Genomic DNA, 19,638 nt, shown 5'->3' with positions numbered 1-19,638 from the left:
TACATTGCATAGTTTGTCTACATTTTATAGTATAGAGCACTTTTTACTATAAATGAAATGAGATGATTGTGTGCCTTTTATAAACCGTTTTACAACAACAGTACCTGGTGCCGTCACGTTCACTGGGAACACGTTAGGGCTTAGCCCTACATCACCTGCGCCAGGTAATATTTTTGGTACACTTGCTGTATTTACTACGGTAAATACAGCGCTGCAAGTACCAGGGTTCCCAGCAGGAACGACGGATGAATGGCAATTGAATTCTTCGAGTGCAATTTTAAATCTTCCGGCGGGGAGTAGTGTGCTATATGCAGAGTTAGTTTGGGCTGGTACTTTTCGGACTGATACGGAAGATGTTTTACCATTTTTAAATGATGATATTACATTTACAACACCATCAGGGACGTTTGCTGTTACGCCAGATCCCGCTACCGCGCAGCAAGGTTCAGTAGGAAATCAGTTTTATTATGCTCGCTCTGCTAATGTAACGAATCTTGTTAGTGCAGGTGGGGCAGGCACATATACAACAGGTGCTGTGCCCGCTGCAAGAACTTCAGCTGATCCAACAATCAGTCGTTCAGCTGGCTGGACGCTTGAGGTTGTATATCAAAATGCAAGTTTACCTCTTCGGAATTTGTCAGTTTATGCAGGCCAAGAAATTATTGATGCTTCATCCCCGCCTGTTGATGCTACTATTTCAGGATTTGCTACTCCAGCTACAGGAGCTGTTACAGGAAGAGTACTCGTAACTGTTCAAGAGGGAGATTCCAACATTTCTGGAGATCAACTTCGCTTTGGACCAAACCCAAATGCTACAGTTGCATTATTCGGACCGAGAAATCCGGCAAATAATTTCTTTCAATCTCAAATTTGTAATGACTTTGGGGAATTAGATACAACCGGAACGTTTGGAGATTTGAATCAGCCATTAGGGATAGCTTTGGCTGTTCGAAGACAAGGATGGGATATTACAAACGTAGATGCTTCATCATCATTAGTAAATAATCAAACGTCAGCAACCGTTCGGTTCGTTACAAATGGTGATGGTTATGCAGCGGCTGGTTTTGGTGTTCAAATTGATGCGACGGGACCGATTATAAATCCTGTCAAATCTGTTGATAAAGCAGTTGCAGGTATAGGAGATATTCTCACTTATACGATTACAGTTCCGAATACAGGAACAGGAAGTGCGGACAACGTTATCTTACAAGATAGTATTCCGAACGGCACAGCATTTATAGCTGGTAGTGTAACGGTTGGTGGAGTAACACAACCAAGTGCGAATCCAGCTAGTGGAATTAATTTAGGAACGATACCAAATAATGCTCAAAGAATCGTTACATTCCAAGTAAGAATTACATCGTTTCCAAATCCAAATCCTATTTCAAATCGTGCAATGGTGTCTTACCAATTTCGTCCTTTCGTTGGTAGCCTTCCTATTGCAAGTACGTCTTCTTCAAATACAGTACAAACGACAGTGAATCAAGCAACTATAAGTATGCAAAAGTCTGTAGATCTACAGACGGCAACACTTAATGATGTATTAACGTACACGGTTAATGTAACGAATAATGGAAACATCACTGCAAACAATGTTATTTTTGTTGATAGTATCCCTGCTGGAACAACATTTGTCGCAAATAGCGTTACGGTAAACGGGGTAGCACGTCCAGGAGCGAATCCAGCAAGTAGTATTAATCTTGGAAGTATTAATGCATCGCAAACGACTGTAGTGCGCTTTCAAGTTCGAGTGACATCAAACCCTCTTGTCAATCCAATTCCAAACCGTGCGAGTGTAACATTTAACTTTACTCCAGTACCTGGTCAACCACCAGTTTCAGGGCAAGCGACAAGCAATACTGTAGTTACGACAATTAATATAGCTGATATAACAACGAGAAAAACAGTGGATAAAGCTTTTGCAACGGTTAACGACGTTCTTACGTACACGGTAACAATTCAAAATACAGGAAATGTACTTGCGACGAATGTTATTTTTCAAGATCCAATCCCAACTGGAACGACTTTTATCACAAATAGTGTAACTGTAGATGGAATTTCGCAACCTGGGGCAAATCCGGCAACTGGCTTTACAGTTGCTAACATATCTCCAGGTGGGACTAGGACAGTTACATTTCAAGTACGAGTAACTTCTACGCCATCAGGAGGTACGATTCCGAATCGCGGAAATGTGTCTGCTAATTTCGTCGTTATTCCGAATCAGCCGCCAATAACGATTAATAGACAAACGAATACAGTTGTGACACAAGTTAATACAGGCGGTTTAAATGTAATAAAAGAAGTGAATACAACACAAGCAGCAGTAGGAGATACTTTAACATATACGATTGCCGTTCAAAATACAGGAAACGTTCCGCTAACAAATGTGTTATTTCAAGACACTATTTCTTCCGCTGTTTCCTTCGTTGCAAATTCTGTAACAATTAATGGAGTACAGCAAAGTGGACTAAATCCGAATACAGGATTCTCTCTTCCGAATATTCCTGCGGCTCAAACGGTTGTAGTCACATTTGACGTAGTAATTGTACAGAATCCAGAAAATGAAGATATTTTAAATCAAGCAAATGTAACAGCAAGCTTTCAAGTGAATCCGAATGAACCACCAGTAACAATCAATGTACCGAGTAACGTTGTGAATACGACAGTACAATCAGGGAACTTTGAAGTTGTGAAAGCAGTGAATACGAATGTGGCAACGGTAGGAGATGTTTTAGTATATACAATCGAAGTTATAAATGCAGGTAGTGTACCAGCTACAAGTATATTTTTCCAAGATTCAATTCCGCCAGGGACATTATTTATTGAAAATAGTGTATTGGTTAATGGTGTTTTACAAGAGGGGGCAGATCCAGGACTAGGATTCCCATTAAATGATTTACCTACTGGCGCGAGTGTAATTATTTCGTTTGAAGTATTAATTGATGAAATTCCGCCAGGGAATAATGTTGTAAATAACGCGAATGTAACTGGAGATTTTCTTGTAAATCCAACAGAGCCACCAATTACTGTGACGGTTCCAAGTAATACTGTTATGACAGTTGTTAATTCCTCAGGACTAAATGTAATGAAGAGTGTAAGCGCTACTGAAGCAGGTGTAGGAGATACACTAACATATACAGTTGCTATACAAAATAGTGGAACGGTAGTAGCGACAAATGTATCATTCCTTGATCCGATTCCAGTTGGAACCACTTTTGTAGCGAATAGTGTAACAATAAACGGGACACCTCAACCAGGTTTAAACCCGACAACTGGATTTCCACTTGCTAATATTCCAGTAGGAGGTATAGTAACAGTTACTTTCCAAGTGGCAATCACGAGTGTACCACCAAATAGAGTTCTTCCGAATAATGCGAATGTAACTGCTGATTTCCAAGTAAGTCCTCTCCAGCCACCAATTACAATTGTAACGATTAGTAATATTGTTGTGACGCGAGTGAATGTAGGATCAATTAATGTAATAAAAAGTGTAAATACACCACAAGCAGGTGTAGGAGATACGTTAACGTATACGATTCTTATTCAAAATACAGGAACCGTCCCCGCAACGAATATTATTTTTCAAGATCCAATCCCATCTGGAGCTACATTTGTAGCGAATAGTGTAACGATTAATGGAGTCGTTCAGCAAGGTGCGAATCCTATAGTGGGTTTTCCTGTTACAAATATTCCAGTTGGGCAAACTGCTACAATTACGTTCCAAGTGACAGTGACAAGCGTTCCGAGTGGTGGAAATATAAGAAATCAATCGAATGTTACTGCAAGTTTCCTTATAAATCCGGCAGGACCTCCTATAACGACTACTACAAATAGTAATTTTGTAGTAACACAAGTAAATACAGCGAGACTAACTATACAAAAATCTTCATCTGTACAACAAGCAGCACTTGGAGAAACTTACACATATTCTGTTGTTATACGAAATACAGGTACAGTTGCAGCGACAAATATTTCTTTCATTGACACGATTGCTCCAGAAACAACATTTGTAGCAAATAGTGTAACGATAAATGGAACGCCTCAACCTGGATTTGACCCAAATGTAGGTTTCCCGCTTCCTAATATTGCAGCTGGTACATCATTGACAGTAACGTTCCAAGTGATAGTTGTTGCACCATCAACGCTTGGGGCAGTTCTAAACACAGCGTTTGCTACAGCTACTTTCTTATTGAATCCTTTACAACCACCTGTAACAACAACGAACTCAAGTAATACAACGGTAGTTACAATACCGTTACCTCCTCCTGGTGAAGTGACAGCAATAAAAACAGTAAATATTGCAACTGGGGCTGTTGGGGATGTATTAACGTATACAGTGCTAATAACGAATGTAGGAATTATCCCTGTTACAGATGTACTCTTCCAAGATGTCATTCCAGAAGGGACGACGTTTGTTGACAACAGTGTAACGATAGGTGGAGTGCAGCAACCTGGATTAAATCCAGAAATAGGCTTTACAGTTAGTCCGTTATTAAATGCTGGTGCGAGTATTTCTGTAACGTTCCAAGTGACCATTACGGAAATTCCTGATAATGAAGTCATATTAAATGATGCTGACGTTACATTTACTTCACAACCGAATCCGCAGGAGCCACCGATTACGCAAACGATATTAACGAATTTAGTCGTTACGACAATTAATATAGCTTCAATTTTTCCAGTAAAAATAGTAGATAAAGAGGCAGCGACGGTTGGGGAAATATTAACCTATGATGTACTAATTTTTAACTTTGGAACGGTACCGGCAACGAATGTCCAATTTCTTGATTCTAGTACGAGTGGTGTAGCATTTGTTCCAGGAAGTGTGAGTATAAACGGAGTGCCAGAACCAGGATTAGATCCGTTCATAGGCTTTGCAGTTCCAGATATACCTGTAGGTGATTTTGTACTTGTCACATACCAAGAGATGGTAACGAGCATACCTCAAGGTGGAACAGTTGTTAACTTTGTGGACGTTACGGCTACGTTTGCTGTAAGTGAAACAGAGCCGCCTATTACTGAAACGACGACAAGTAACACGACATTAACAGAAATAAATGAATCTGGTTTGAATGTTTTAAAATCAGTAAGTCAGCCGGTTGTTGCAGTAGGCGATACAATCACATATACAACAGTAGTTCAAAATACGGGAACAGTGATAGCGACGAATGTTCAATATAGTGATGTATTACCATCCTCTATAACATTCGTACCGAATAGTGTAACGATAAACGGTGTGTTACAGCCTGGATTAGATCCTAACACTGGCTTCTCACTTCCGGATATAACTCCAGGTGAAAGTGTAGAAGTCACATTCCAAGTAACAGTTGTTAGCGTTCCGTCAAACGGAACAATTGCCAATACGGCAAATGTTACCGGAAGCTTTATTTTAGTACCAGGAGAACCACCAGTTATAGTAAATCAGCCAAGTAATACAACACTCACAACTGTAAATAGGGGACGCTTTAATGTTATTAAACAAGTAAATAGAGCCGCTACTCTAGTTGGAGATGTATTGACGTATACAGTGCAAATAACGAATACAGGAACAGTAACAGCTAACAATGTTCAGTTTATTGATACGATTTCAACAGGTGCGTCATTTGTACCAAATAGTGTAACGATAAATGGAGCCCCGCAACCAAACTTAAATCCGATTACTGGATTTGGAGTTGGAGATATCCCGGTTGGTGAAACAGTTATAGTGACGTTTCAAGCGACAGTTACAAACATCCCGTCATCAGGAACAATTACGAACGTTGCAAATATAACAGGAAGCTTTACTTTAGTGCCAGGAGAGCCACCGGTTGTAGTAACAGAGCCGAGTAATACGACGATAACTAGAGTGAATAGAGGACGATTCAGCGTTATAAAATCTGTAAATAAAGAAGCGACACGATTAGGAGATACGCTAACGTATAGTGTGCAAGTTACAAATACGGGAACGGTAACAGCGACGAACGTTCAGTTTAGCGATGTTCCATCACCTAGTTTAGAATTCGTTCCTGGAAGTGTACAAATAAATGGGATTCCGCAAGTAGGTTTAGATCCATTTGTAGGCTTTGCATTGCCTAATCTTGCAGTAGGGGATAGCGTATTAATTACATTTGAAGTAAATGTAATCGCAGTTCCGCCTTCTAGTAGCATTATGAATACAGCAAGAGTAACGGGTGATTTTGAATTAATTCCAGGAGAACCTCCGTTTACAATTACGAATTCAAGTAATACGACAGTCACACCAGTAAATAGAGGCAGTTTAGATATGCAAAAAGAAGTAGATCATTCAATTGTTGGAGTAGGAGAAACAGTAAAGTATACGGTTCGAATATTAAATACTGGTACTGCTGATGCGATGAATATTCAATTTATCGATGTCCTATCTCCGGAAGCTGTTTTTATACCAAATAGTGTAACTGTAAATGGAGTAGCTCGTCCGGGAGTAAATCCGCAGGTTGGATTTACGATTGTAGACATTCCAGTTGGTGAGACGGCGATTGTAACATATGAAGCTACGATTACGAGCTTTCCAGATGGTGGCACAGTAGTGAACGTTGCTGGGGCGTTAGCAGAATATATTTTAGTACCAGGGGAGCCTCCAGTTACAGTGATGGATACGAGCAATACAGTTATAGTGACGGTAAATACTGCAATCTTATTTGTTGCAAAAGGAGCAAACTTTGAAGTAGCGATGGTAGGAGATGTTGTCACTTATGGAATTGCCGTTATAAATGACAGTACAGTTCCTGTGACGAATATTGTTTTAACAGATATCATTGATCCGAATACTTTATTTATAAATGGCACGGTAACGGTAAATGATGTACCTCTTCCATTTGCTAATCCGAATACCGGTATTCCGTTAGGTGATTTTCAGCCAAATGACGCAGCAATTATTAATTTCCAAGTTGTAATAACAGGAGGACAAATAAATAATTTAGTTACAAATACTGCTATAGCAAATGGGCTCGCAACTGTAAATCCGAATGAGCCGCCAGTAGTAGTTGAAGGTGATAGCAATACAGTTGTTATCCCGTTTATTTCTCAAAATGTCTCAACGACAGTCGTAAAAACGGCAAATTTACAGGCAGCAACAATTGGCGATGTTATTACGTTTACGACAGTTATTACAAATACGGGGGATACAGCAATACAAAATATTCGTTTTCAAGATATGTTAGATAGTAGTGTTCAATTTGTCCTTGGAACTGTAACGATTGATAATACGCCAGTGCTAAATGTAAACCCAGTATCAGGTTTTATTATAGGAAATTTAAATCCAGGTGAAGCACGGACAGTTTCGTTCCAAGTAGTAGTGCAGAGCGCGCCAAATGGTTCAGGAAATTATATAAATCAAGCGAGTATTCGTTTCGAACATCAAGTAGGCACAGTATTGCCACCTGTTACACAAATGGTAGAAAGTAACATAGTTGTCATTCCATTTGTTCCAACGATAGAACAAATTTGTGAAACGAATCTTAATTGCTTAGGGAAAATTCCTTTTCAATGTTCTCCGTGTAATCATTTGCAAATAAATAAAAAATAAATAAAAAATAAATAAAAAATAAATACAGAAAGAGCATCCGGAAAAAAGGATGCTCTTTCTGTATTTATCATGTAGATTCTTTTTCGGGTGAGGTGAAAAATTCGTCGATTTTGTCGGAGAGTAGTAATGGAATGGCTCCTTTTATAACAGAAATGTCCCAGTCCCACCATGCGAGATTCTCTAGTTTGTCAATCGTTTCTTGCGGGAAACGATATCGAACAAATTTTGCAGGATTACCAGCTACAATTGCATACGGGGGTACATCTTTTGTAACAATGCTCCTGGCGCCGATAATGGCCCCGTTACCAATTGTAACACCAGATAAAATGCAGGATTGATAACCAATCCATACATCATTGCCGACTACGATATCACCTTTTGAAGAAGGGTGACCAGTAATATGTGCTCCTTCATCAAAAAGTGCATTAAATGGATAAGTTGTTATCCAGTCTGCGCGATGTTCACCGCCAAGTATGAAAACGACTTCTTCTGCTAATGAACAAAACTTACCTATTTTTAATTTTGTTTCATCGTTCCAAGAAAAAATGGTTGGCCCTACTTTACTATAAGTATAATCACCAATATCATATTTATTATATTCAGGTTTTTGATTTAAATATAACATGCTTCTTCAGCCTCCTTTCTCAATTAAGTGATACGTATGGAATATTATATGCAAGATGTAGTAATGTGAACTGTATTAATAGGTGAAATGAACAAAAGGAAGTGGGATATATGCGATACGAACTGGGTCTATATAATAAACCGTTTCAGTCAATTCAATCAGGAAAAAAAGTATATGAAGTACGCCTATACGATGAAAAACGTCAACTAATAAACAAAGGCGATGAAATCGTATTTACGAATCTTACGACAAAAGAAATGATGACGGTAAAAGTAACGGAAATAAAGCGATACGAGAGCTTTAAAGCCATGTATGAACAAATCGATAAAAAAATTATTGGATTGTGAAAATGATAGTTTAGAGGAAATGTTAGAAAGTACATACAAAATATATACGAAAGAACAAGAAAAAGAGTGGGGAACAGTTGCGATTCGTATTGAGGTAATAAAATGATAAGAAATCGCGGAGCGGCTATCATTGTACAGGAAGGAAAAATCGCTCTTATAAAACGTATTCGAGAAGAGGAAACATATTATGTGTTTCCTGGCGGAGGGATTGAGGAAGGTGAAACGCCTGAAGAGGCAACGAAAAGAGAGGTATACGAAGAATTAGGGGTACATATAAAAGTGGAGCACCTTATTGCAAAGGTAAAATATAAAGGAAATGAATATTATTATGCTGCCTATATTACAGGCGGAGTGTTCGGAAGTGGAACAGCTGAGGAATTTCAGTGGGAAGGTAGAGGAAGTTATATTCCGTTATGGCTACCGATAAATGAGTTGGAAAAAGTGAATATAAAACCTTATGAAGTGGTCGGAAATATATTTAATCATTATAAAATATAACGTCTGACAACATACAAAAAAAACCATTGACATAGGCTTCTGATTTAAGTATTGTATTCGAGTATGTTTATAATCAGGAGGTTTATATGAGCAATCAAACTACTACACATCATGTGAAAATGACAACAGCAGATCCATCTGGAATTGGTCTATTTGGATTAGCGATGGTAACACTTGTAGCATCATCTCAAAAGTTAGGCTTAACAGATGGCGTTTCACTTGTATTACCGTGGGCAATCTTTTTAGGAGGATTTGCACAAATCTTTGCTTGCATTCATGATGCAAAGCATAACAATACATTCGGTACAACAGCATTCGGTGCGTACGGTCTATTTTGGCTAGGTGTTGGAATGACTTGGTTAATTCAACTTGGAGTATTTGGCGAAAAATTAGCACAAGCTGCAGATTCAAAACAGCTTGGTGTAGCCTTTATCGGATATTTGATTTTCACAATCTTTATGACAATTGGTGCAATGGAAACACATAAAGTATTATTTATGATTTTCGTCCTTATTGATTTCTTATTTATCGGTCTTTCATTAAGTACTTTAGGTGTTATGCCGCATGCAATGCATAATTTAGCAGCATATTCTGAACTTCTTATTTCATTATTATCTTTCTATGGTTCAGCAGCAGCAGTGTTAAACACACACTTCGGAAAAGTTGTTTTACCAGTTGGAAAGCCGTTTGGTATTTTTAAAAAGTAATAAAAAAGCACAGATGATTGTATAGTCATCTGTGCTTTTTTATTTATTGAAAGCTATAGCAGTCGTCCTTGTTAATTCAGAAATTTTTTGAGAGCTCGCAGAATTACCGTCTATTGTTACATGAACTTGTTGCTTAGGGTTCGCTGTAACTACCCATGCGTTTGGTAAATAGCGTGATTTATGAGATAAGGTGGAAGGGATATTTAAAATATCTCCCATTGCATATAATGTTGCTGATGATCCACCGTCCATTGCCATCGCATTGACAGCACCTTTTTCATAAAGAATATCTTGACAATCTCTCAAGGAAGCACCAATGCTATGAGGTTGTCTACCATCAATGACGAAAAACATAATCGATCCATCTTTTTTCTGAGCCATAATGCTTCGAGGGCCATATCCCCAACCACCATCATTTGTAATCATTTTTTCTCCATTTACAATTAGCTGAGGCATAAATCCAGCAGCGGAAACAACATTTTTATTTAACAATTGGTTAGCAGAAAACTCTCCAGAAACCATTTGTCCATATTTTGTAATACCACTAGTGAGGGTAGGGGTATTAATATCTTTCGGCGTGTTTATAACTTTACCGTTTTCAATAACAATACCGATTCCGGTTTTACCACCACCATGCCCGGTTTCATCCCAAAAACCACTGGCATTGACAGCGGCAACTGCATGGTTTCGCTTTGCCATTACGTATATTTTTTCTCCGACGTCTTTACCTTCTGAACCTTGCTGGGTAACAAGTTTTACGTTGAATGGATTACTAATTGTCATTAATTTCCCTTCGAAAAAATGATCATTATATTTTTTCTTTATTGTTTCAATAGAAACATCTAGTGGTAAATCTTTTCGTCTTTCTAACTCTTTTTTTGAAAGTTTAGAAGTTAAAAATTCACTATTTTTCCATTTTGGATTTGTGATGGATTGAGAAATATCATTTAATTCTTCATCAGACAATAACGTGAATTTTGCATATTGTGGATGCTGAGAAGTTAAAATACTCTCGGCTGCGATAACACGTAAATTATGACCGTATGAAGTACCGAATAAAATAATAGCAGCTCCTATTAGTAAGAATATTGTTAAAAGGGAGGTTGCTTTTAAAAATCTAATAAAATACTTTCTCATCATAAGGACTCCTCTTTCTGTAAAGTGAACAATTGATTAGAGATTGAGCATGATACAAAAACATTTTTTATTTGAAATAAGTAATGTGAAATGATGATAATACAATAATGTTTGAAGATAGATTTGGCAATAGTTGAATATGAATGTAGATATTTAAAATGAAATATAAATAGTCAGATGTGAAATGTAAATAAAAGTAGAAAAAAATCAATCGAAATTGATTCTCATTATTAATATAATGAGAATGAGAATCATTTATTGTTAGAGGGGGATGCCAAAGTGGCAAAAATTTTAATAGCTTATGCAAGTATGTCAGGAAATACAGAGAGTATTGCTGATTTAATTAAAGTTAGTTTAGATGCTTTTGATCATGAAGTAGTATTGCAAGAAATGGAAGGCATGGATGCTGAAGAATTATTAGCTTATGATGGAATCATTTTAGGATCTTATACGTGGGGCGATGGTGAATTACCATTTGAAGCGGAAGATTTTCATGATGACTTAGAAAATATAGATTTAGCTGGGAAAAAGGTAGCGGTGTTCGGATCGGGTGATACAGCGTATGAACTGTTTTGTGAAGCGGTAACGATATTTGAAGAACGTCTTGTAGAGCGCGGTGCAGAGCTTGTACAAGAAGGGCTAAAAATAGAATTAGCTCCAGAAGATGAAGAGGATGTTGAAAAATGCAGTAATTTTGCAATTGCATTTGCTGAGAAGTTCTAAGAATGGGAGTGTCAACGTGGAGACAATGTTAAGTGCAACTGCTATTACAAAGTTAAGAGATGGAAAACTGTTGTTAGCTACTACATATAATGGCTTATTTGTTGAACAAGACGGAGAATGGAAACGAATTTTAAATGGTTTTCAAAAACGAATTAGGGATTTACATAGCGAAGATAATGTAGTTTATGGTGTAGGTGACGAAGGGATTTTTATTCGTAGTATGAATGGTGGAGAGAACTGGACAATTCAGCGTTTTCCAACAAAAGCAACGAGTTGGAATGTATGTAGCAATGTACAAGGAACTGTTGTTGCTCATGGAGAAAAAACGCTGTATCTTTCTAATAATTTCGGTTCGACATGGGAAACTATTCATCCGTTTCTTGAGTATGGCAGTGCGGCACCGTCTATTCGATCGTTATTTTTATATAAACATTACTTATTTATTGGTACGAAAATACATGCTAAATATGGTGGTGTTTGGCTCTTTGATTTGAAGACACGTAAATTAAAGAGGATTAAAATTGCGATGAATCAAATGATCTCCGCGTTGACTTTACACAATTCTTATTTAGTAGCGGCAAGTGGATCGTGCAAGGGAGTTAGCGGGAATATTTCTTATTGTAAAATAGATGAAAGTATTGCAAGTGAAAAAATATATTGGCACACATGTCAAAGTGAGCAGAAAGCAAGTAGTTATTTAGACTTAAGTGTAGATCAACATGTTTTATATACAACTTCAACGCAAAATAAGGCGGGTATTAGTAGTGTGTGCCGTGTGCTTCTTGAAGAAGGTATTGTTACAGTATGTGATTCAGTTAAAGGGCACGGATGGCGCATTGTTAATCAAAAAGAGGGTTATGTAGTAGCCGGATCAGGTGAATTAAAAGCAATGCAGTGGGAACAAAAAATAATTTAAGAAAAAACTTTACTTTTATTATATTGATATGATATAGTATGTTTAAACCATTTTACTTTTAATAATATAGAGATTTAAATGAGCTGTAACTTCCGAGGAGGATAGCAATGTTAAATCTCCTCAGGGGTTGCAGTTTTTTAATATCTGGCTTATTATTGTAAGGTGGTTGAAAATGAATATGTACATATAGGTACATTGTAGGAGGATTTTTTTCATGCAAAACGGTAAAGTAAAATGGTTTAACTCAGAAAAAGGTTTCGGTTTCATCGAAGTTGAAGGCGGAGAAGACGTATTCGTTCATTTCTCAGCTATCCAAGGCGAAGGCTTCAAAACTTTAGAAGAAGGTCAAGAAGTTACTTTCGAAGTAGAACAAGGTAACCGTGGACCTCAAGCTACTAACGTAAACAAGAAGTAATTTTTGAAAAAAGAAGGGCTCGCCCTTCTTTTTTTTTGCACTTTTATAGATGTCCTCCTACTTACATATCATAACAAGACTGAATTTTCATTTATTTATTCGGAGTATTTTTGTATAAAGTACATGAATAAATAAATACTGAAAATAAAGTGTTTGTGTGAAAAGCAATTTAGAAAGAGGTAAATAAATTGAAAAACGCTACACATTTCATTGTGTTTGATATTGAAAGGAATTTCAGACCGTATAAATCAGAAGATCCATCAGAAATAGTTGATATCGGAGCTGTAAAAATAGAAATAGGTACAATGAAGATAATTGAAGAATTTTCGGAGTTAGTAAAACCAAGTGCACGATTAACTCGTCATACAACAAAATTAACCGGTATTACGAAAAAAGATTTAATGGGTGTAGAAAAATTCCCTCAAATTATAGAGAAATTTATTCAGTTCATCGGCGAAGGTTCTATATTTGTTTCATGGGGAAAAGAAGATTATCGCTTTCTATCTCATGATTGTACATTATATGGTGTTGAATGCCCAAGTATAGAAAAAGAAAATAGAATTGATTTGCAAAAATTTGTTTTCCAAGCATATGAGGAATTGTTTGAACATACGCCAAGTTTACAATTTGCGGTAGAACAGCTCGCTTTAACGTGGGAAGGAAAACAGCACCGTGCTTTAGCAGATGCTGAAAATACAGCAAATATACTTCTTAAAGTGTATAGCGAGAGAGATATTAATAAGCGATACAAAAGACATGGTGAACTTGAACTTGTAAAAAACGGAAAACTAACAGAAAAAGCGAAAAAAAAGATGCGAAAATGGGTGTTTAAAGAACTAAAGAAAAATACAGAACGCCCTTTTGAATGGAGTACATTTGAAAGTGGTGACACGTGGGAAAGTATAACGGAAAGATATTATATAAGTGAAAATACAGTAGAACTCCTGAAAAAACATTTTCGTACAGCAGTGAGAAAAGCGGAACGACAGATTAGGTATTTGGCTGAGATGGAGGAGAATACAGAGGTTAAATGAATTGCTCCTCCATCTCTAACTACATACATGTAATAACAGCGTATTGATATTAAATAGGCATCAACTTGTTGTTGTGATTGTACATTATAATTGCTTTGGGAGTGTTAAGACGTAATAAGAGTTTTAAACTGTATTAATAAAATAAAAATATATATAAAGAAAAGAGTGTAGTTTAATGGAAACAATCTTTAACATTTTAACTGTTTTAGTTTTTGGGATAATATTTACCACACAATTAGCATTAACTACACTTTCTTTCATAGTAAAGAAGAATTGGAAAAAACTTAATATCTCTTTAAGTTGTGGTGTATTAAAGTTTAAAATAGAAGAGTAAGATTGAGTTTTGTACAAGGGAGGTATGATAGTGGTAGACTTGGATATTAAAGATGTCACAGTAAAGATGGAATTAAACGGTGTCTTTTGGAATGAGGATCGGATTGCTGAAATGAAGGTGACTACAAAAGAAGAGCATTCTGTTATTCTTCGTCTAGTAGTTGATTTAGAAAGTAAAACTATTAGGGCGACGAGTGCGGAAATAGTGAATGGATTCTGCCCTCTGTGCAAACAGAAAAGGGACGAATGTAGTGAACTTAATGACTTGCAAAACAAAATGGAAATTTTAGAAGAAGCCTACGATTGGGTGAGAGAACATCCGGAATATCGTTTTCAATTATCTTTTTACGAGTACAATAAATTTGAGGTAGTAAAGTGAAATTTGCATTTTAACAACTTATAGAAGGACTTGGTCAACTAGAAATATTGAAGTAGATATTTCTAATGGAAATAAGCCTGTATAACAAGGAAGGGATATATTTGATTCTGCAACAAATGTCATCTTGCATCAAAAAAATTTAAAAATAAACATGTTTTATTATAAAGCAGAAAAATCGATTCTTAGTAGAATCGGTTTTTAATATAAATAAAAGAGCGCTTATTAAAAGCGCCCAGTAACAACAGTTATATGGAAGTATTTATCCCGTAAAAGCCCGATTGGTGAGGGCTAATAATTAGTGGGGGATGAACAAAACCCCACTGATTAAAGTTTCACTTTATTCAATACCGCTCGGATCAAACGAATACTGCTGCTTATTCTCAATCCGCTCAATCACATCTTGCAGCTCATCTGGCTTCAGAAACTCAATAGGAGAGAAGCCTTTTTCAAATGTAAGTGTGTCTGCTTCAATCATAAGTACATATCGATCATTTACCTTCGCAATATGTATTTGATCCCCAAAATCCGCAAGCAACGCCTTCACAGAGATATGATCGGCTTTTAGTTTTAATTCCACTTCAGGAGCATGCTCGACGATTTGAGCGGTTGCTTCCATTACTTCTTCAGTTGAAAATTGTTCCATAATTTCGCGTTTCGGACTGGCAGCCCATACTTCCATCGCTTGGTCGAATTGTTCGCGTTCTTCCGTACCTTCTTCAAATACATCTTCAATTTGGTCGTATACCATGTCCATTACTTGTGTTTTCATAATTTCAGGCATAGAGCGTTCATATTCGACGAATTTTAAGAAGTCTTCAAAGTAGCGGGCATGTGATGCTTGATGTATTTTTAGTTCGCCTACTTCAACCATTCCTTCTTCAGGCATGTACGGATATTGGATAGATTTCATATTCTTTGTTGTGATGGCCATTTCAACGTTACGAATCAGTGTTGATTCATCAGAAATAGAAGCAACCTTTGGTTCAAAGTCGCATTTCATTACGAATACGAATGGATCATCAAAGTATTTGCGTAGTTTTGCCTGAGCAATTAAAAATACACCACCACGTACAGCGCTTGTGTCAAGATATGTATAAACGAGAGGTTCGCTCATATCTTTAAAGTTTTCTTTTGTTTCTGCAAAGCGAATACGATTAAAAAGGTTGTAATGAGGGTTTGAATCAAGTTCGTGCCCTTCTTCTACAATAAAGCGACCAATTTTTGTTGGGGCTTGTTCTGTTTTTGCATGACGTTCTACTTTTCGCTTCGATATTTTTAATAACTCCCCATTTAAAAATTCTTTTAAGGAGCTATCTTCATATTCTTCAGCGTCTAAAGTTTGAAAATGTTTGTAGCGTTTATCAACTGCTTCACCTTTTCCTTCTACTTGTACAACATAAAAGGAAAGATAATTTATTTCAAAATCCATATTTATCACCTTGTTTCATTTCATTAACTCTTATCAGTATAGAGATGGAAAAAACTTTCGTCAATTTATATAAGGAAGGGGAAGCCCCTTCCTTTATATAATCTTTATTTTCTCGATTAAAATCCGTCTTCTAATGCTGTGAATGGAATGTTTAGTCTGTTTTCTACTGTGCGTAAACGTTGATTTAAGCGGTTTAGTCTACGTGTATGGCGCTCAACTGTATTTTCTAGTTGACGTACTCTTTGTTCAAGCTCATTTACGCGTCTTTCTAATTGACGATTTCCAGTGCCAGGAAAAGAGATTGGAAGTTGAAATTGTCTATTTTGGTCAGATTCATATGGATTCGTTTGCTCTGCTTGATCTATATAAGATTGATATTGTGTTTGTAAGTCATACTGTGGTTGTTGGTACGCATATTGATTATATGGATCATATGGATTGTAGGGATACATAATAACATCCTCCATTTCTTTAAAATAGGTTGAATTCACCATAATGTATGTGCAAAAGCGGAGCGGTGGCACGGCAAATACCTATTTATGTTGACGGGATTTCTCTTTATCGCGCTATTTGCTGGGCAATAAGACCCCCACTGATTACAGTTTCACTTTATAAAAAATAGCTTGAGGGTTTTTGATTTGTATTTCTTTTGTGTAATGGTATATACTGGATAAAAGGGAGAGTTTACATAAAAGTTACAATTCTATCAAACTCAAACTTTTATGTAAATATGTATAGACATTTATAAAAGAAAAGAGTAATTTATATAGAGTGAAAAATAACTTGTAACATTTTATAAACATATTGTAAAATGATTGTAACAAAACATACATAAAAATGAAATAAATACATAATAGTGATGTTGGGGAAAGGGAGAGAGTATATTGTTCCGTAAAGTAAAGGGTATATTAGTTGGGGTGTTATGTGTAGCTATAATGAGTGGCTGTGGTGCAAAAGTAAGTGATGTTGCATTGGTAAGTGATATTGGTGGGCACACTGTAGAGGCTAAAGCAGAAGTACAGGATACTATTAGTTTAGTTGATGGTCGAACTGGTACTGAAGTGAAAAAATTAGATTTATCTAGTTTAGGCTATTTTGAAGATGAAGCGAAATTTAAAAAGTCTGTCACAAAGGTTGTTGGTGAGATTGGAAAAAGCGTCGACAAAAAAATGGTTCCTTCACGTATAGCACCTGATGGAAGTTGGCAAGAAGGAAAACCTTCTTATGAATTAATGGAAAAAGAATTAGTAGATAAATTGTTAAATGTTGGTATGTGGGATGCTACGTATCAGTTGCCGATCGTGGAGAAAAAACCAGTCGCAACATTAAGTGATGCGCAAGGAAATGGTGCGGTAATTGGTAGATATGAAACGAACTTAGGTGGTTCAACAGGTGGCCGTATTGAGAATATTCGTTTGTCAGCAGCGAGCATAAATGGAGTTGTGTTAGCAAAAGGAGACCGTTTCTCTTTTAATTCATTAATCGGTGATACAACACCAGATAAAGGATATCAATTAGGGAAAGAAATAGTTGATGGTAAATTAGTAGATGGATATGGCGGTGGTGTTTGTCAAACATCTTCAACTTTATACAATGCAGCAGATCAAGCTGGCCTGAAAATGGTGGAGAGAACTACACATTCTAAAACGGTAGGTTATGTTCCACAAGGAAGAGATGCTACAATTGCATATCCATATTTAGATTTAGTATTTGAAAATACGAATGATGCACCTGTGAAGCTTTATATGGGCATTCAGGGTGGAAAGCTAGTTGCTGAAGTACATAAAATGAGATAAGAGTTATAAAGCCACCTTTTCTGAAATTTAGAAAAGGTGGCATTTTTATTATGAAAATAAAAATGTATATAAATTCTGACTTTTCTTATTTACATAGGATGATTTTAGTTGTATCCTTCATAGTAACGGTTATATGTAATGGAAAAATATAGGGATAAGGAGATGGAGTTATTCATGGTACAAATTCATCCGAAAACACGTATTGGTCATGTTGAATTTAAAGTGAAAGACTTAGAGCGTCAAATTGCTTTTTATGAGAATGTTGTAGGATTAGAGGTAATTAAGCAAGAGGGGAATAAAGCATATTTATCTGGAAAAGGTGGAAAGAACGCGTTACTTGTTCTTGAAAAGTTAGAGGACGGGGTACTGCAAGAACCGCGTACGACTGGTATATATCATGTAGCCTTTTTAGTTCCGACTCGTGAAGCTTTTGCTTCTGCGCTATTTGGGGTTCTTCGTAATAAGAATGTAATTGACAGCCCGGATGAGCAAGAAGGGCGTTATACATATTCAAATGAAATTTTACCAATTTCAAGGTTTAATAGTGCAAGTGATCATACATATAGCGAAGCTTTTTATTTGCAAGATTTAGAGGGGAATGGTATTGAAATTTATGCAGACCGTCCGCGTGATCAATGGGGAGAAGGATCAGGAGGAAGTACACCACTTGATTTAAAAGAATTGGCAACACTCGTTGATTATGATTTTGATGGTTTGCCTGCTAATACTGTCGTTGGGCACGTACATTTACGAATAGCTGATGTAGAGAAATCACATGAATTTTATGTGGAAACAGTAGGTTTTGAAGTACAACAGCGTGAAGAGGATTGCTTATTTATTTCAGCAGGGGGATATCATCACCATATTGGTGCAAATACGTGGAACGGAGTAAACAATCCACACCCACCAGTATATGCAACTGGACTAAAGGTATATGCTATTGTACTACCGCATAAAGAAGCGTTAGACGAAGTGAAAGAAAGATTAATAGAAAAACAACATGAAATAAATGAAACTACAAATGGGTTTGTGGTGGTAGATCCAAGTGGTATTACAGTGCAGTTTGAAATAGAAGCAGTGTAAAATAAGCGAGAAAGTGTATAATCACTTTCTCGCTTATTTGTGATTATTCATAGCTCAATCCAATATCTTCTTACTATATTCCCATCTTCCTCAGTGAAATCATCATCACGAATCCCGCCGTTATGCAAAATCGTTTTTTCAGAAGCGGTATTCACAGCGTCGCAAACGACAAGTACTTTCGTGATGTCTAACTCCTTCGTTTTTTCTAATGATAATGCTAGTAACTTCGTAGCATAACCTTTTCTTCTTTCAGAAGGGCGAATGCCATAACCAATGTGACCGCCAGCGTTAAATAAATGTTTGGTTAAACTATGACGTATATTAACAGCTCCCACAATTTTATTTTCATCTGTAACAAGCCAATATGTAGAGTCTGGTACCCAAGTTTCAGGGATATTTATTCCGTTATGCGCATCGAGAAGTTCTTGAACCATAGCTGGGAAGTTGGCAGGATTTTTTGAGATAACCCACGGGATCATTGTTTCACCGCTATCTTTCCATTCGTTATAGAAATCTAAGTATTCTTCTTGTAAATCAGTAGTAGGTGTGAGTAATGAGACGTTCATTGTTAGTAAGCTCCTTTATTTATATAGTTTTTATAAAAAATTACGATACAAATTGAAAGCGTTTTCCATAGTTTCTCAACCTAATTTCACGTAATTCATCTTTGATT

General features: G+C 36.6%; 15 protein-coding genes and 1 pseudogene. 11 read left to right on the top strand and 5 right to left on the bottom strand.

The features are described 5' to 3' along the window. Positions 1 to 70: 70 nt before the first annotated feature. Positions 71 to 7,543, top strand: a complete 7,473-nt coding sequence (locus tag AB6801_RS15665) for a DUF7507 domain-containing protein (protein WP_097999281.1) — start codon at positions 71 to 73, stop codon at positions 7,541 to 7,543. Between the two features lie 67 nt (positions 7,544 to 7,610). Here AB6801_RS15665 and AB6801_RS15660 read toward each other — a convergent pair whose 3' ends face one another. Continuing rightward, positions 7,611 to 8,168, bottom strand: a complete 558-nt coding sequence (locus AB6801_RS15660; RefSeq protein ID WP_000966305.1) for a CatB-related O-acetyltransferase — start codon at positions 8,166 to 8,168, stop codon at positions 7,611 to 7,613. Between the two features lie 110 nt (positions 8,169 to 8,278). On the opposite strand from AB6801_RS15660, the pseudogene AB6801_RS15655 reads away from it, so the two are divergent. From AB6801_RS15655 to AB6801_RS15645, 3 genes and pseudogenes are all read left to right on the top strand, one after another. Next, positions 8,279 to 8,621, top strand: a pseudogene (locus tag AB6801_RS15655) (ASCH domain-containing protein). Next, the gene (locus AB6801_RS15650; RefSeq protein ID WP_000620829.1) at positions 8,618 to 9,013 is read left to right on the top strand and encodes an NUDIX hydrolase; all 396 of its coding nucleotides are present in this window, start codon (positions 8,618 to 8,620) and stop codon (positions 9,011 to 9,013) included. The pseudogene AB6801_RS15655 and the gene AB6801_RS15650 overlap by 4 nt, the downstream one beginning before the upstream one ends. An 86-nt stretch (positions 9,014 to 9,099) precedes the next feature. Beyond that, positions 9,100 to 9,720 carry an acetate uptake transporter gene (locus AB6801_RS15645; protein ID WP_000070938.1) on the top strand — a complete coding sequence of 207 codons (621 nt, stop codon included), beginning with the start codon at positions 9,100 to 9,102 and terminating at the stop codon, positions 9,718 to 9,720. 39 nt (positions 9,721 to 9,759) lie between these two features. On the opposite strand, the gene AB6801_RS15640 is transcribed toward AB6801_RS15645, so the two are convergent. After that, entirely contained in the window at positions 9,760 to 10,857 is a 1,098-nt protein-coding gene (locus AB6801_RS15640; protein ID WP_001233794.1) for a phosphodiester glycosidase family protein, read from the bottom strand. A gap of 279 nt (positions 10,858 to 11,136) precedes the next feature. Between AB6801_RS15640 and AB6801_RS15635 the strand changes: the two genes are divergently transcribed. The 5 genes from AB6801_RS15635 to AB6801_RS15615 all read left to right on the top strand — a co-directional run bounded on the left by AB6801_RS15635 (position 11,137) and on the right by AB6801_RS15615 (position 14,657). Next, on the top strand, positions 11,137 to 11,580 hold the full coding sequence (locus AB6801_RS15635; RefSeq protein ID WP_001062752.1) for a flavodoxin: 444 nt from the start codon (positions 11,137 to 11,139) through the stop codon (positions 11,578 to 11,580). Positions 11,581 to 11,596: 16 nt separating this feature from the next. Continuing rightward, positions 11,597 to 12,496 carry a WD40/YVTN/BNR-like repeat-containing protein gene (locus tag AB6801_RS15630; protein ID WP_058840211.1) on the top strand — a complete coding sequence of 300 codons (900 nt, stop codon included), beginning with the start codon at positions 11,597 to 11,599 and terminating at the stop codon, positions 12,494 to 12,496. 214 nt (positions 12,497 to 12,710) lie between these two features. After that, positions 12,711 to 12,911, top strand: a complete 201-nt coding sequence (gene cspB, locus AB6801_RS15625) for a cold shock-like protein CspB (protein WP_001179150.1) — start codon at positions 12,711 to 12,713, stop codon at positions 12,909 to 12,911. A 188-nt stretch (positions 12,912 to 13,099) separates the two neighbouring features. Further along, the gene (locus tag AB6801_RS15620; RefSeq protein ID WP_000786417.1) at positions 13,100 to 13,945 is read left to right on the top strand and encodes an exonuclease; all 846 of its coding nucleotides are present in this window, start codon (positions 13,100 to 13,102) and stop codon (positions 13,943 to 13,945) included. Positions 13,946 to 14,309: 364 nt separating this feature from the next. Next, positions 14,310 to 14,657, top strand: a complete 348-nt coding sequence (locus tag AB6801_RS15615; RefSeq protein ID WP_000227983.1) for a hypothetical protein — start codon at positions 14,310 to 14,312, stop codon at positions 14,655 to 14,657. 337 nt (positions 14,658 to 14,994) lie between these two features. Here AB6801_RS15615 and AB6801_RS15610 read toward each other — a convergent pair whose 3' ends face one another. Both AB6801_RS15610 and AB6801_RS15605 read right to left on the bottom strand, forming a co-directional pair. Further along, positions 14,995 to 16,086, bottom strand: coding sequence for a DUF3900 domain-containing protein (locus tag AB6801_RS15610; RefSeq protein ID WP_000345046.1), 1,092 nt, complete (start codon positions 16,084 to 16,086; stop codon positions 14,995 to 14,997). Positions 16,087 to 16,202: 116 nt separating this feature from the next. Further along, positions 16,203 to 16,538 carry a hypothetical protein gene (locus AB6801_RS15605; RefSeq protein ID WP_058840212.1) on the bottom strand — a complete coding sequence of 112 codons (336 nt, stop codon included), beginning with the start codon at positions 16,536 to 16,538 and terminating at the stop codon, positions 16,203 to 16,205. 432 nt (positions 16,539 to 16,970) lie between these two features. On the opposite strand from AB6801_RS15605, the gene AB6801_RS15600 reads away from it, so the two are divergent. Then, entirely contained in the window at positions 16,971 to 17,882 is a 912-nt protein-coding gene (locus AB6801_RS15600; RefSeq protein WP_000488972.1) for a VanW family protein, read from the top strand. A gap of 174 nt (positions 17,883 to 18,056) precedes the next feature. Then, positions 18,057 to 18,965 carry a VOC family protein gene (locus AB6801_RS15595; RefSeq protein ID WP_061655519.1) on the top strand — a complete coding sequence of 303 codons (909 nt, stop codon included), beginning with the start codon at positions 18,057 to 18,059 and terminating at the stop codon, positions 18,963 to 18,965. Between the two features lie 47 nt (positions 18,966 to 19,012). Here the strand turns inward: AB6801_RS15595 and AB6801_RS15590 are convergent, their stop codons facing one another. Next, a complete protein-coding gene (locus AB6801_RS15590) occupies positions 19,013 to 19,531 on the bottom strand; it encodes a GNAT family N-acetyltransferase (protein WP_001103121.1) in 519 nt (172 codons plus the stop codon). Positions 19,532 to 19,638 lie beyond the last annotated feature (107 nt).

Origin of the sequence: Bacillus sp. RCC_6_1 (assembly GCF_041360755.1) — a bacterium.
In the GTDB taxonomy this organism is placed as follows: domain Bacteria; phylum Bacillota; class Bacilli; order Bacillales; family Bacillaceae_G; genus Bacillus_A; species Bacillus_A cereus.
This window is presented reverse-complemented; position numbering and strand designations above follow the sequence as displayed.

What these genes read in the sequence shown, in the direction of transcription:
- AB6801_RS15660 (WP_000966305.1), bottom strand. Translation starts at nt 8,168, where the DNA reads ATGTTATATTTAAATCAAAAACCTGAATATAATAAATATGATATTGGT.
- AB6801_RS15650 (WP_000620829.1), top strand. Translation starts at nt 8,618, where the DNA reads ATGATAAGAAATCGCGGAGCGGCTATCATTGTACAGGAAGGAAAAATC.
- AB6801_RS15645 (WP_000070938.1), top strand. Translation starts at nt 9,100, where the DNA reads ATGAGCAATCAAACTACTACACATCATGTGAAAATGACAACAGCAGAT.
- AB6801_RS15640 (WP_001233794.1), bottom strand. Translation starts at nt 10,857, where the DNA reads ATGAGAAAGTATTTTATTAGATTTTTAAAAGCAACCTCCCTTTTAACA.
- cspB (WP_001179150.1), top strand. Translation starts at nt 12,711, where the DNA reads ATGCAAAACGGTAAAGTAAAATGGTTTAACTCAGAAAAAGGTTTCGGT.
- AB6801_RS15610 (WP_000345046.1), bottom strand. Translation starts at nt 16,086, where the DNA reads ATGGATTTTGAAATAAATTATCTTTCCTTTTATGTTGTACAAGTAGAA.
- AB6801_RS15605 (WP_058840212.1), bottom strand. Translation starts at nt 16,538, where the DNA reads ATGTATCCCTACAATCCATATGATCCATATAATCAATATGCGTACCAA.
- AB6801_RS15595 (WP_061655519.1), top strand. Translation starts at nt 18,057, where the DNA reads ATGGTACAAATTCATCCGAAAACACGTATTGGTCATGTTGAATTTAAA.
- AB6801_RS15590 (WP_001103121.1), bottom strand. Translation starts at nt 19,531, where the DNA reads ATGAACGTCTCATTACTCACACCTACTACTGATTTACAAGAAGAATAC.